This is a genomic window from Delftia sp. UME58, assembly GCF_014170385.1.
GTDB lineage: Bacteria > Pseudomonadota > Gammaproteobacteria > Burkholderiales > Burkholderiaceae_C > Comamonas > Comamonas acidovorans.
Map to the genome: position 1 here is coordinate 174,954 of NZ_LZZV01000052.1, position 12,870 is coordinate 187,823.

Consider the following 12,870-nt stretch of genomic DNA (forward strand, 5'->3'; position numbering starts at 1 on the left):
TTCAGCCTGACCTAGGCATCCAATCGGGAGCGAAGATCGGATGCACCGGCCAGGAACATCTCCCTCATTGCCCGCACCACTTGTTTGTTCTTTTTTTGCATCATTCCCCGGGAGACTCTATCGGGAAAAAATCCCGCCTCGAACTCATTCTCTGTCACATACGCATACCCCAATTCGAGAAAATCCCCCAGCATAGGAGAGCGAACGATGGGGATCAAGCCAATCTCCATATACTCGTAGAGTTTGGTTGGGCAGGCCACCCTATTCACAGCGGAGTCATCACGAAGCACCAGGCCAAAGTCATGATTCATATACTCCTGAACCAAATTTTCCTTTGGGCAAAATTTGAATTTCGGTTTCCTTGGCAGCGGCTTCTTTTTTGCGTCTTTCTCGATTGCCTTCCAATCCTGTGAAAGAAATTGAAAATCAGCCACGCCATGAGCCACGGCAGCAAGCTCCAGCATGGCGTCTACATTCTGCCAAACCTGTATACCTCCCGCATATACGACCCGGACGGGGAGTTCACTTTCGCCCTTGGGATCACCCACGTTGGCTGGAAAATGCATTTCCTCAACAATCGGCAGGACAATCACCTTTGGATTGATCAGCGGATACTTCTCCCGATAGTGCTTTTGCATGGCACGTGTCACCATCACGCAGGCTTTTGCCTTTCGGAGAACCTCCTGCTCAATGGCTTCGTATTTTCCTACCAGTTCAGGACGCCCAAGCATCACCTCCTCTTCCGGAACGATTCCATGAAAATCAACAATGCACTTCCCGGAGTCCAACCACGGCACAATGAACTCGGCAAGGTGAATGGTATGTATATATACAGTATTCACCGATTCATAAATACTGTCCAAGACCCCCTTGTAGTCGGGACTGCCTGGTGAAATGCAGATCTCCCACGCGTTCTCTTCCACCTTGGAAAAACTGGCTTCCGGGGAATTGTTTTGCGATATATGTATATAGAGTCGTGCACGCTGCTTGATAATTTCGTCCACAGTGCCAATCCGGCTCATCCAGCCCTCTTTCACCCTCTTTCTCGATGGAAATGGAGCGACTATTGCGATCTCTATATCTTCAAACATATTCACGAGATTTTCTCATCGATTGCAGCAGGCCAATGTACTTCCCAACCGTGCTGTCGATCGAGTATTCGGAAAATTGTTCGGCCGCATTCAGAGCCTTCCCCAGATACTCAGGGTATTCATCCAATACCTTCAATGTGGCTTCAGCAAGCGAATCAACCACAGAGTCGGGCATCGTTGTCAGGAATCCGTCCACATTCCTGATATCAAGCTCCTTCTGGGAAAGCGCACAGCCCTGTGCGATATGAACATGCCCATAAGCCTTCTGCAACTCCTGCGCGGCACCTGTCGCGGACAGAATTGCGGGAAGGCCAAAGAAGGACAATTCAAGCGTGGCGATGCTAAAGCCTTCCAAGACGGAAGGAAGAATGCCAACATGGGCTGATGCCATCAGCTTGGACAGGTCACGCCTGGACAGTGCGCCAGCAAGCGTGACAGACCCGGAGATCCCCAATCGTTCGACGTCTTCATTAAATTTTGAAAAAATATCCGGATAACCATCCATGGATCCCGCCATCACAAGTCGTGCATCTGGATATTTTTGCTTTATCCGGGCAAACGATTTCACAATCAGCCTATGGTTCTTCTGCGGGTGAAGATTTGCAATATGCAGCAACACAGGAGCACTTCTTGTCTCCAGCCTGTTCTTTCGCAGCAAATCCAAAGGAGGCCGAATCAGATCCAGATTATTCAGTCCATTGTTTATCAGCGACACCCTTGCAGCATCGATGCCCAACTCCTCCGTGGAGAATTTTTCAACAAATCCGGATACTGCAATGAAATGATCAATATCATTTCTCCGCATATCCGCGATAGCGCTGCTTCCTCTTTGCCAATAATATGCATTGTGAATCACTTCAAGCACGGGAATGCCAGCTGCCCGGAATGAATCCAGAGAAAAGTAGCAATGATGGGTAATAGCTACCGTATTGACGGACTTGGCTATGGCTGATCTCAGAGCTTCTGTGTTCTGGTGCAGTTCCATGACGTCGATGCCGTGCGATCTCGCTTCTGCAGCACTTCGCCCGCCATCCTTTGCCACCAGAATCTTGCATTGAATTCCGGCTTGACGAAAATTCAGACACAGGTCAATCACGACTCGCTCGACACCACCATCATGAAATGCATCGACAAGCATTATCACCTGCTGCGTCGAGCCGGCTGAACGCGCCTTGTCCGAATCAAGATTCACGAATCCAATCGATGCCTCAGACGGAGCCTTCCCCTCCGGAGGCTTGACATGTGGCTCGGGCCTACTTTCCTGGGAAATAGACAGCTTATCCCGCAAAAACCCAAATGTATGCCGAATGGCCCCTCCCAGGCCCAGCTCAGACCTGACTTCAGCAAACTGGCTATAGCGCCATAGTACATTTTTAACGACCCGCTCCAACCCTCCTTCCTTGCCCCCTTCCGCCGTTCGCAGGTTGAATACACCAGCCATTCTCTCGACCTCGAACTTCCTGCGGTCATTCAAAAGTCGATTTGAATATTCATAGTATTCATTACCCCAATTCTTGTAATGAATGATCTGTCGCTCAAAAAAACCAGTTGATTCCCTGAAGAGCAAGTGTGGCGACAGATCTGCCTTGTCCAACGCAGACAGGAGATATGCAGCTCGGGCTGCCTTGTCAAAAAGTTGAGACATCTCTGCCAGACCGAATGGCAAAGGCCCCGACTGTTCGCCTGTGATGTTTACCCATGATCCGGACGAGAGGCGCTGGCACTCGTCGATCGAGCGCAACAGATACTGTTTTGCAGCAGGCAGATCACGTTTTTGGAGAGAAAATCTTGCCAGATAGAACAATGCATCCAATGTCTTGTTTCCAAGTATCGGGCTGTAAAGCAATACATCTATCTTGGCGCATTCCGAGTAAAAGAAAGATGCATCGCCAGTTCGACCCTGCTTTCGGGCCAACTCCCCTGCGGCGAACAGCAAAGATACTTGCCAACGAATCTGATGGGCCGTTGGCAGCGAAATTGAGGCATATCTGCGAACGTCCTCCTCAAGGTCCTTGACCGTGGTTTCCAGCATCTCTGGCTGCTCGATATGAAAATATATTCGACCACACAGCGCCGCACCATAATCCACCGACTCAGGATCGTAAGAGGCCAGGACACGTTCTTGCATGTCTGCAAGTCGCTCCTTGGAGCCCATGCGCATGCCGATCGTTACCATCCCCTTCAACAGCCAGGGATTCTGATAGTCACGCGCAAAGGCTGCCACATTGAAACCTGGGTCTTCTGGCAATCTCCATGCTGTTTCTTCGTATGGAATGCCTTTACCCTCAAGAGGATCAGCCATCCCCAGCAAAAGCACCCACTCAGACTCTTGCTCAGGTGTTGCATCGGCCGGAACATTGACCCACTTGCGGCTTCCATTTGGACATTTGAGCGCACCTCCTGCTGTTTGCAGGAACCCTTGCTCCAGCAGAAAGAACTGCCCTACCTCAACAACCAGGCGGTCCCAGGTATAGACATGAAAATGATGCGGATTGGGGTCCTTGCCCGTTTCATCAACCCAGTTGTTTGGAGCACAGACCATGACCCTTCCTGAAGGTTTGAGCACGCGCTTCAATTCCCGAAGGTATGCCATCGGTTCTGGAACATGCTCGATCGTCTCGAAAGCAGCAATAAAGTCAATGCTATTGTCAGGAATGGAGCTCAGCGCCTGGGCATCGCCGCACCTGAAATCCACCCCCCCCCAGCTGCCCATAGTTGGCTTGCGCATAGGCAATTCCGAAATCACTGAGGTCCACGCCAATGACTGATCTGGCTTTGGATACGTTATAGAGAATATGGCTCCCATAACCCAATCCACATGCCACATCAAGGACCTGGTCTCCAGGGCGGATGAAATCGCATGCCTTGTAATAGCGAATGCAGTGGGCATCGGACCTTCTTCCAGTCACCCGCAGCATGTCATTGTGAAGCATTTTTTCTTCTTCAAGCACGGAGAGATCGAACTCCACTAGTGCCTTGGCCGGTATTTTTTCCAGAGTGACAAATACCTGCCACCCATCCTTATTAAGCGCTTCGTAATCGTTGATGCAATAGTAAAGAGGATGCTTCCGGAACCCAGCCTCGAAACACCGATCCTCCCACCAGGCGCGCCCCTCGATTGTCAGATGCCAATGGCCATCACGGTCTGGTGTGGTTGCTATCTGCAGGAAAACATAACGCGAAGAAACACGATACATCTCACGCAGCGCTGCCGGAACATCTTCCGGAGCCAGGTGTTCAAGACAATCTGTCGAAACAACAGCATTGAAATGTTCATCAGGAAATGGAATCGACAGGACCGAACCTTCGAAAAATCGATTCTTCCATCGTGCATTTGCACGCTCCACCACGACAGATGAAATATCCATGCCTACCGCATCGATATCCAGCGAAAGAAGCTCTTCAATCAGATATCCCTCTCCACAGCCGATATCAATGGCAGATCCATATCCACAGGTTTCTGCAATCAATCGGGCTGTTTTTTTCAGATCACTGCTGCGCTCGCCGACTCGATCAGAACGCTGCCAATAGCCATCATAGAGAGTCTTGTAGTCAAGTTCATTCTTGCTCTGCATCATCCCACCTCGCCGTCATGCACAAATCTGTCAGTCCACCAAAGAAATACTCATTCTTACGCATCAACACCTGGAAGAAAGCAGCCTCGTCTTTCCAATGGAGAATCCGCTGCGCCCCATAGTCCGGACTCTCTTCATGAGATATCGCCGCCTGGATTTCATAAAGATTCGTCCCTAATCGGCAATCAAACTCCAGCCATACGACAAACCTTTCATCAGCGTTGAATCGTCTATTCCAAAACATCAGCTCATCCGAGCCGCTTGCCATGATTCGCATATCTTGATTCAATGTCCCCCAGGAATATATCTTTATCCCCTCACGATTGCGAACCCTTACGGCAACATTCAGATTCGTTACTTCAATCCTGGAAAGGCACTCCATTCGAACACGAATAAGATCTCCCGGATAGAACACGCTCCCCGGATTTCCATCGCTATCAAACAGCGTCGTTGTCAATATCTCGACGCCACCATCTCCAAACGACAGATCATCTGTTGGCTCAGACGGGGACCCCTGCTCGACTCCATTTCCCGACAGAAACGCACCAGATGATGAATCAATGGAATCCGCCCCCACCCTGGAAGTCTTCAACTGAATATCTTTCATCGCCTGGATGAAGTAGGCAGACTCTTCCTCATGCATCAGCCTTCTGTAATCCAGCAGCACCTGGGATGAAGCGCCAGAAGAGACACATGTTCCTCTTTTGAGCAGGATTGCCCGCTCCGTCAGCGTTCGCACTGCCTCCTGATCATGTGAGACAAAGAGCAAGGTAACGCCATCTGCGCGCAGTTTTTCGATACGACGAAAGCAGCGCTTTTGGAAAAGTGCGTCCCCTACAGCAAGCGCCTCATCGACAATCAGAATATCTGGCTCAAGCTGCACTTGAACGGCGAAAGCCAGGCGCACCAGCATCCCGCTGGAGTAGGTTTTGACCTGCTGGTCCAGAAATCCGCCTATATCCGCAAATGCCGCAATACTATCGAACCGTGCATTGACCTCGTCGCGGCTCATCCCCAGCATCAGGGCATTCAAATACACATTTTCTCGGCCCGTGAACTCCGGGTTGAACCCTGATCCAAGCTCAAGCAGTGCCGCAACCCGCCCGAATGTTTCAACAGTTCCCCGCGTCGGATCAAGCGTTCCTGTAATAATTTGAAGCAGTGTGCTTTTTTCCACCGCCATTGCGCCCCACAATACCGAACGCCTCGCCCTTCCTGACTTCAAAATCAATGTCCCTGAGAGCCCAGAATTCACGATAGTAATTCCTCTGCGGCATGCCTGCAATTTTCTGCAGCCTGGGGAGGACTATTTGCTTCAACCTGTCACGAGGCTGGTCATAGATTTGATAGCACTTGCTCAGCCCATCAACCTTGATCGCAATATCAGATGACATCGGCAAAGCCTTTCCGCATCTTCTGAAACCAGGCAAATCCGGCCCAGGCGATCGCGGCTGCGACACACATCTGCAATGTCCAATTCAACCAATCAATCCCACGACCCCAGATCATTGCACCCCGAGCCTGCTCCAGAATATCTGCAAGTGGATTCAAACGGACGATGGCCTGATATTTTTCAGGCAGCGTGGAAACCGGGTAGAAAACAGGAGACAGGAACATTATCACCGTGGTGATCACCCCCACGACATGCACGATATCACGCAGATAGACACTCAACGATGCCAGTATCCACGAAAAACCCATAATCAGAAGAATCAAAGGAAGAAGAATGATTGGCAGATACAGCATGCTCAGCGGAGGAATTCCAAAAAATATGAGATAAAAAGCCATCCAGACAGATACACTGATAATAAAATGAAAAAGAGCAGTACCCAGTGCAACGAGAGGCAGCACTTCCAGCGGAAATATTATTTTCTTGACATAATTGACGTTATTGACGACCAACAATGGCGCACGCCCTATGCATTCGGAAAATATATTGAAAACCATCAAGCCAGAAAACAGAATCATTGCAAATTCCGTTTTCGAGTCAGTCCCTCCAGACCAGCGCGCCTTGAAGACCACGCTGAACACGAACGTATAGACAATCAACATCAGCAGCGGGTTGAAGAAAGACCACAACAAGCCCAGCGTTGCACCTCGATAGCGGCCAAATATATCCCTCTCTATCAAGCTGAATATCAAGCTGCGATTGACGGCAATAGATTTAATTAGCTCCAGCGGCGACACCGATCGAGCAGCATGAGGATTCATCCGATATCCTTTGTATTATTCTTCATCAATCTCCGGCCATCCATTTCGATGGCCGTCAGCCCCGGCCGTAGAAATCATCGAAACGCACGATGTCATCCTCGCCCAGATAATCGCCGGACTGCACTTCAATGATTTCCAATGGCTCCAGACCTGGATTTCTCAATCGATGGAGATGCCGTACGGGGATATAGGTAGATTCGTTTTCACGCAGTTGAAAGCTGCGCTCGCCATGCGTGACCTCGGCCATGCCCTTGACCACGACCCAGTGCTCTGCCCGATGCTGGTGCATCTGCAGACTCAGGCTGGCGCCGGGGTTGACGACGATGCGCTTCACCTGGAATCGCTCACCACCATCGATGCGGTCGTACCAGCCCCAAGGGCGGTGCACCTTGCGATGCGATGAAGCCATCTGGCGGTTTTGCGCCTTCAATTCGGCAACGACTTTCTTGACATCCTGTGTTCGGCGTTTGTCCGCCACCAAGACGGCATCGGCTGTTTCAACCACGATAATGTTGTCCAGGCCCACCGTGGCGACAAGGCAGGTCTCCGAGAACAACAAGCTGTTTTGGGTATCGATCGCCAGGGTCTGACCGGCATGGGCATTGCCTCGGGCATCGTGAGGCAGCACCTCCCACAAGGCGTCCCAGGCGCCGAGGTCGGACCAGTCTGCATCCAGGGGCACCACATGGGCTGGGATTCCCAAGTCCAGGCGGCCCGGCAGATGCTCCATGACTGCATAGTCGATCGAGTCGGAAGGGCAATCGCTGAAAGCATCGCCTTGAGGTCGGATGAAGTCCAGATCGCGGCTGCTGTGCTCGACGGCAGTCTGGCATGCCCGCAGCATCTGCGGCTGCAACGCGGCCATGGCCTTGAGCCATTGTCCTGCCCGGACCATGAACAACCCGCTGTTCCACAGGTAATTGCCACTTTCCAGATAGGCCCGGGCCACATCCAGACTGGGCTTCTCTTCAAAGCGCCGGATGGCAAAAGCGTCGAAGCCTTCCACTGCCAGGGACTTCTGGATATAGCCATACCCTGTCTCCGGTCGATCCGCCACGACACCGAAAGTCACCATGGACCCCTGCCGAGCCAGTTGCCAGGCAGTGTTCAGGGCGTGGTGAAGCCGCTCCAGGTCACGGATGACATGGTCGGCCGGCATGGCAAGCAGAACATCGTCTGCATCGGCCACCAGGGCGGCGAGTGTCAGTGCGGGCGCCGTATTGCGCCCCACGGGCTCCAGCACGACCCTGGCCCCATGCAAGCCAGCCTCCTGCAATTGCTGGGCCGCCAAGAATCGATGCTCGCTATTGCACACCACGATCGGCGAGGCCCTTGGAATGTGGGGCGCCAGACCGTCGAGCCGCCTGACGGTGTCCTGCAACAGAGAAATGCCCGCCCCTGTCACTGCAAGAAACTGCTTGGGATAGGCTTCGCGCGAAAGAGGCCACAGGCGGGTACCGGAGCCGCCGCACAAGATGACGGGAAGCAGGGCGGATGTCATGGGGTCGGGGGTTCGGTCGGGGCCTGGATGAGGTCCGCAGCATCCGCCTCGAGCATTGCGAGCCGCTGATTGAGCCGCCGCACATCGCGCTCGATGCGGGTGTTGACCATATCGGCATGCAAGGCCTTGATCAACAAGACGATGCAGGCCAGCAGCAGCATGGCGGGCGGATAGCTGATGCCAAGCGCCGTTGCCAGACGGTTGATCATCCCCGGCCAGACCCCCAGCACGACGGCTGCCGCGGCAACCAGCACCCAGAAAAGGCCATGCATGAGATACAGATGATCGCGGCGAATAAGGTACAGGATCAGCGCAGCCAATCCCACACCCATGAAAGTCGTTGTTATCTGAAGGGATGCCATGGTGATAATCAAAACCTACCGAAAGTAGCCAATCGCGCCGCAAGACTGGGCAAATGACGGCCTGAAACGCTCCAATCCGCCCACGGAATACGTAAATGTAGGTTCCGCATCATGTGCTGCTGGCTGCCAGCCCCTGCTGCACCATCCCTTTCCTTGACAGGGTCGCGCCCCTTTGTTTTCGCCAGCGCAAGCCTGACCACACCGGGCAGAGGGTAACGGCCTGGACTGTTGCCGCACTACACTGAAGCCTTGATTCTCGGCACGCTCCAAAGCGCTTGCTTGCGAGTAACCACTCATGCCATCTCCCACCCTCCACCTCCTGCTCATAGACCCCCAGAACGATTTCTGCGATCTGCCTGACGACTGGTGCCCCGGCCGCCAACGCCCCAGCCTGCCCGTGGCTGGCGCCCATGCCGACATGCAGCGGCTGGGCGGATGGATTCGGCGCGAGGCAGCGAAGGTGGACGCCATCACGGTGACGCTGGACTCGCACCAGCGCTACGACATCGCCCACCCCGCCTTCTGGCAGCAGGGCGATGGCGGCGATGTGGCACCGTTCACCGCGATCACGGCGGCACAGGTGCGGGCGGGCGTGTTCCGGCCGCGCAACGCCCAGGCCCTGCAGCGCAGCCTGGACTATCTGGATGCACTCGAAGCGAGCAGCCGCTACACGCTGATGGTCTGGCCCGTGCACTGCGAAGTGGGCAGTTGGGGCCACGGTATCCATGCCGATGTGCTGGCGGCCTGTGGCGACTGGCAGCAGCAGCGCCAGCGCGCCGTATGCAACGTTTTCAAGGGGCTCAATCCCTGGACCGAGCATTACAGCGCCCTGCAGGCCGAGGTGCCGGACCCTGCCGATCCGGCGACCCTGCTGAACACCGGTTTGCTGGAGCGGCTGGACCGTGCCGGACTGCTGGTGGTCGCGGGCGAGGCGAGCAGCCACTGCGTGCGCTCCACGGTCGAGCATCTGGTCGAGCACCTTCCCCATCCCGAGCGCATTGTGCTGATGCACGACGCCATGAGCCCGGTGCCGGGCTTCGAGTCCGCGCACCATGATTTCCTGGCAGCCATGCAGGCCCGCGGATTGCGGCTGGCCTCCAGCCAGGAACTCCACCTGTAGGGGCCGGACCGCCTTCACGCGCGCAGCCTCCTTTCCTGTTTCCCCAGCATCGCACCATGGCTCCCATCATCACCAGCCTGCTAGACACCGATCTCTACAAATTCACGATGTGGCAGGCCATGCTGCACCGCAATCCCCAGACCGAGGCCGAGTACGAATTCGTCTGCCGCACCAAGACAGCCTTCCCGCTGGCCGAGCTGCTGCCCGAGGTGGAGCGCGAGCTGGACGCCCTGTGCGCGCTACGCTTCACGCCCGAAGACCTGGCCTACCTGGGCGGGCTGCGCTTCATGAAGAGCGACTTCATCGACTTTCTGCGCATCTTCCAGTTCCAGCGCGCCTTCATCCGTGCCTGGGCCGATGGCGGCGCCCTGCACATCGAGGCCAAGGGCCCCCAGGTCCATGTGATGGGCTTCGAGATCTATGTGCTGGCCATCGTCAACGAGCTGTATTTCCGGCGTTTCGACGCCGAGGCGGCGCTGGCCGAAGGCCGCAGGCGCCTGGCCGGCAAGATCGAGCGCCTGCGCCACCTGGCCTGCGAGGCCAGGCTGCGCAACCCCTTCGAGCTGTTCGACTTCGGCGTGCGCCGGCGCTTCTCGGGCGCCTGGCAGCGCGAGGTGGTCCAGGCCTTTGCCACGCAGACGGCGCAGTGGTTCAAGGGCACCTCCAACGTGCTGCTGGCGCGCGACTTCGGCATCGTGCCCATAGGCACCATGGCCCATGAGTACCTGCAGAGCTACCAGGCCCAGGGCGTGCGCCTGCGCGACTTCCAGATCGCCGCGCTGGAGGACTGGGTGCAGGAGTACCGGGGCGACCTGGGCGTGGCCCTGACCGACACCGTGGGCATGGATGCCTTCCTGGCCGATTTCGACATGTATTTCGCCAAGCTCTTCGACGGGCTGCGGCACGACTCGGGCGACCCGTATGCCTGGGGCGAGAAGGCCATCGCCCACTACCAGAAGCTGCGCATAGACCCGCAGGCCAAGCGCCTGGTGTTCTCCGACGGGCTGGACCTGGACACGGCCCTGGCCCTGTACCAGCGCTTTGCCGACCGCATACAGCTGGGCTTCGGCATCGGCACGCGGCTGACCAACGACATGGGGCTGGAGACCATCAACATCGTGATGAAGCTCACCCACGCCAACGGCCAGCCCGTGGCCAAGATCTCGGACTCGCCGGGCAAGACGCTGTGCAACGACGAAACCTATCTGGCCTATCTGCGCCAGGTCTTCGGCCTGGCCCAGCCTGTCGCCGTCTGACACTGCCTGACACCGCCTGACACCGCCAAGGCTCCATTCATGCTGCGCATCACCATTGCCCAACTCAACCCCACCGTCGGCGACATCACCGGCAACGTGGCCCGCATGGCCGAGGCAGCTGCCCGCGCCGCGCACGAGCAGGCCGACCTGCTGGTCTTTCCCGAGCTGTCGCTGTGCGGCTACTACCCTGGCGACCTGCTGGACGAGCCCGCCTTTCGCGAGCGCCTGGAGCAAGGCTTGCAGCAGCTGCTGCAGGCCACGCGCCAGTGGCCGCAATTGCACTGGGTCATCGGCGCGCCCACGCGCGCCAGCGGGCCCGGCAAGCCGCTGCACAACAGCCTGCTGGTGCTCAAGGACGGCGCCGTGCGCCTGCGCTACGACAAGCAGCTGCTGCCCACCTACAACATCTTCGACGAGCGCCGCCACTTCGAGCCCGGCCCCGACGCGGCCAAGGTGCTGCGCATAGGCCAGGCCCAGGTGGGCTTTCTGGTGTGCGAGGACGGCTGGAACGACGCCGGTGCCGACTACGCCACCAACCCCTTCGCGCGCATGGCCGACGCCGCCCCTGACCTGGTGGTCAGCATCAACGCCAGCCCCAGCCACCTGGGCAAGCGCGAGCAGCGCCACGAGATCTTCGGCCAGGCGGCCACGCGCCACGGCCTGCCCATCCTCTATGTGAACCAGATCGGCGGCCAGGACCAGATCGTGTTCGACGGCGCCTCCTTCGCGGTGGAGCCCGGGCGCGGCGTGGTCTTCGAGGCCGAGCGCTTTGTCGAAGACCTGCGCACGCTGCAGTTCGACGACGGGCGCTTCCTCGACGCGGCCGGCCAGCCCTGCGTGGGCGTGACGGCCGCAGGCCTGCCCACCATGGAGTTCTACCGCCGCCAGATCGTGCTGGGCCTGCGCGACTATGCGCGCCGCTGCGGCTTCACGCGCGCCGTCGTCGGCAGCTCGGGCGGCATAGACAGCGCGCTGACACTGGCCCTGGCGGCCGAGGCCCTGGGCGCGGACAACGTGGTGGCCGTCACCATGCCCTCGCGCTTTTCGTCGAGCGGCTCGGTCGATGACTCGGTGATCCTGTGCCGCAACCTGGGCATCACGCTGCACGAGCACCCGATACGCGAACTGGTCGACGGCTATGCGCGCCAGTTCGAGGCCAGCTTCGGCCAGCCGCTGCAGGGCCTGCCGCTGGAGAACCTGCAGGCACGCATCCGCGGCACCACGCTGATGGAGTACTCCAACGCCTTCGGCCACCTGCTGCTGACCACGGGCAACAAGTCCGAGATCTCGGTGGGCTACTGCACGCTGTATGGCGACACCAACGGCGGCCTGGGCCTGCTGGGCGATCTGTACAAGACCGAGGTCTTCGAGCTGTCGCGCCACATCAACCACAGTGCGGGCCGAGAGCTGATTCCCCAGGCCATCATCGACAAGCCGCCCTCGGCCGAGCTGGCGCCCGACCAGAAGGACGAGGACAGCCTGCCGCCCTATGCGGTGCTGGACGAAATCCTCAAATACGCCATCGAGGGCCGCCACCTGTCCACCGCCGAGTACGGAACGGCCGAGCGCTTTGTGTCCCAGCTGCTGGGCCAACCCGGCGGCGCCGAGCTGGTTGACCGCGTCAAGCGCATGATCTTCCGCAGCGAGTACAAGCGCCGCCAGGCCCCGCCCATACTGCGCGTGCGCCCGCGCGCCTTCGGCACGGGCCGCCAGATGCCCATTGCCGCCCACTACGAATGAAGCCAGAGTGAAGC

Annotated in this window: 10 protein-coding genes; 3 read left to right on the top strand and 7 right to left on the bottom strand. The window is 57.0% G+C overall.

Features of this window, described 5'->3' with window-relative positions; translation table 11 throughout:
* Positions 1–11 precede the first annotated feature (11 nt).
* The 7 genes from A9976_RS13865 to A9976_RS13895 form a co-directional block, all read right to left on the bottom strand.
* Positions 12–1,097: a hypothetical protein gene (locus tag A9976_RS13865; protein ID WP_183019483.1), complete on the bottom strand. Its 1,086-nt coding sequence runs from the start codon at positions 1,095–1,097 to the stop codon at positions 12–14.
* The gene (locus A9976_RS13870; protein ID WP_183019484.1) at positions 1,084–3,819 is read right to left on the bottom strand and encodes a glycosyltransferase; all 2,736 of its coding nucleotides are present in this window, start codon (positions 3,817–3,819) and stop codon (positions 1,084–1,086) included. Before A9976_RS13870 ends, A9976_RS13865 begins: the two co-directional genes overlap by 14 nt.
* Positions 3,740–4,666 (bottom strand): class I SAM-dependent methyltransferase, encoded by a 927-nt coding sequence (locus A9976_RS13875; protein WP_183019485.1) that lies wholly within the window; start codon positions 4,664–4,666, stop codon positions 3,740–3,742. Before A9976_RS13875 ends, A9976_RS13870 begins: the two co-directional genes overlap by 80 nt.
* Entirely contained in the window at positions 4,650–5,921 is a 1,272-nt protein-coding gene (locus tag A9976_RS31740) for an ABC transporter ATP-binding protein (protein ID WP_310889394.1), read from the bottom strand. The genes A9976_RS13875 and A9976_RS31740 overlap by 17 nt, the downstream gene beginning before the upstream one ends.
* Before the next feature lie 128 nt (positions 5,922–6,049).
* Positions 6,050–6,877: an ABC transporter permease gene (locus A9976_RS13885; RefSeq protein WP_183019486.1), complete on the bottom strand. Its 828-nt coding sequence runs from the start codon at positions 6,875–6,877 to the stop codon at positions 6,050–6,052.
* A gap of 55 nt (positions 6,878–6,932) precedes the next feature.
* Positions 6,933–8,378, bottom strand: a complete 1,446-nt coding sequence (locus A9976_RS13890; protein ID WP_183019487.1) for a mannose-1-phosphate guanylyltransferase/mannose-6-phosphate isomerase — start codon at positions 8,376–8,378, stop codon at positions 6,933–6,935.
* Entirely contained in the window at positions 8,375–8,740 is a 366-nt protein-coding gene (locus A9976_RS13895; RefSeq protein ID WP_183019488.1) for a DUF2304 domain-containing protein, read from the bottom strand. The genes A9976_RS13890 and A9976_RS13895 overlap by 4 nt, the downstream gene beginning before the upstream one ends.
* Before the next feature lie 295 nt (positions 8,741–9,035).
* Here A9976_RS13895 and A9976_RS13900 point away from each other — a divergent pair, with 295 nt between their 5' ends.
* The 3 genes from A9976_RS13900 to A9976_RS13910 are packed head-to-tail and all read left to right on the top strand — an operon-like array spanning position 9,036 to position 12,856.
* Complete coding sequence (locus A9976_RS13900) at positions 9,036–9,860, top strand: cysteine hydrolase (protein WP_183019489.1); 825 nt, start codon at positions 9,036–9,038, stop codon at positions 9,858–9,860.
* Between the two features lie 56 nt (positions 9,861–9,916).
* Entirely contained in the window at positions 9,917–11,116 is a 1,200-nt protein-coding gene (gene pncB, locus A9976_RS13905) for a nicotinate phosphoribosyltransferase (protein WP_183019490.1), read from the top strand.
* Between the two features lie 39 nt (positions 11,117–11,155).
* The gene (locus A9976_RS13910) at positions 11,156–12,856 is read left to right on the top strand and encodes an NAD+ synthase (RefSeq protein WP_183019491.1); all 1,701 of its coding nucleotides are present in this window, start codon (positions 11,156–11,158) and stop codon (positions 12,854–12,856) included.
* The last annotated feature ends 14 nt before the right edge of the window (positions 12,857–12,870 follow it).

Excerpts from the sequence above, each read along its gene's own strand:
- A9976_RS13885 (WP_183019486.1), bottom strand. The coding sequence starts at position 6,877 with ATGAATCCTCATGCTGCTCGATCGGTGTCGCCGCTGGAGCTAATTAAA.
- A9976_RS13890 (WP_183019487.1), bottom strand. The coding sequence starts at position 8,378 with ATGACATCCGCCCTGCTTCCCGTCATCTTGTGCGGCGGCTCCGGTACC.
- A9976_RS13895 (WP_183019488.1), bottom strand. The coding sequence starts at position 8,740 with ATGGCATCCCTTCAGATAACAACGACTTTCATGGGTGTGGGATTGGCT.
- A9976_RS13875 (WP_183019485.1), bottom strand. The coding sequence starts at position 4,666 with ATGCAGAGCAAGAATGAACTTGACTACAAGACTCTCTATGATGGCTAT.
- A9976_RS13910 (WP_183019491.1), top strand. The coding sequence starts at position 11,156 with ATGCTGCGCATCACCATTGCCCAACTCAACCCCACCGTCGGCGACATC.
- pncB (WP_183019490.1), top strand. The coding sequence starts at position 9,917 with ATGGCTCCCATCATCACCAGCCTGCTAGACACCGATCTCTACAAATTC.
- A9976_RS13900 (WP_183019489.1), top strand. The coding sequence starts at position 9,036 with ATGCCATCTCCCACCCTCCACCTCCTGCTCATAGACCCCCAGAACGAT.
- A9976_RS13870 (WP_183019484.1), bottom strand. The coding sequence starts at position 3,819 with ATGCGCAAGCCAACTATGGGCAGCTGGGGGGGGGTGGATTTCAGGTGC.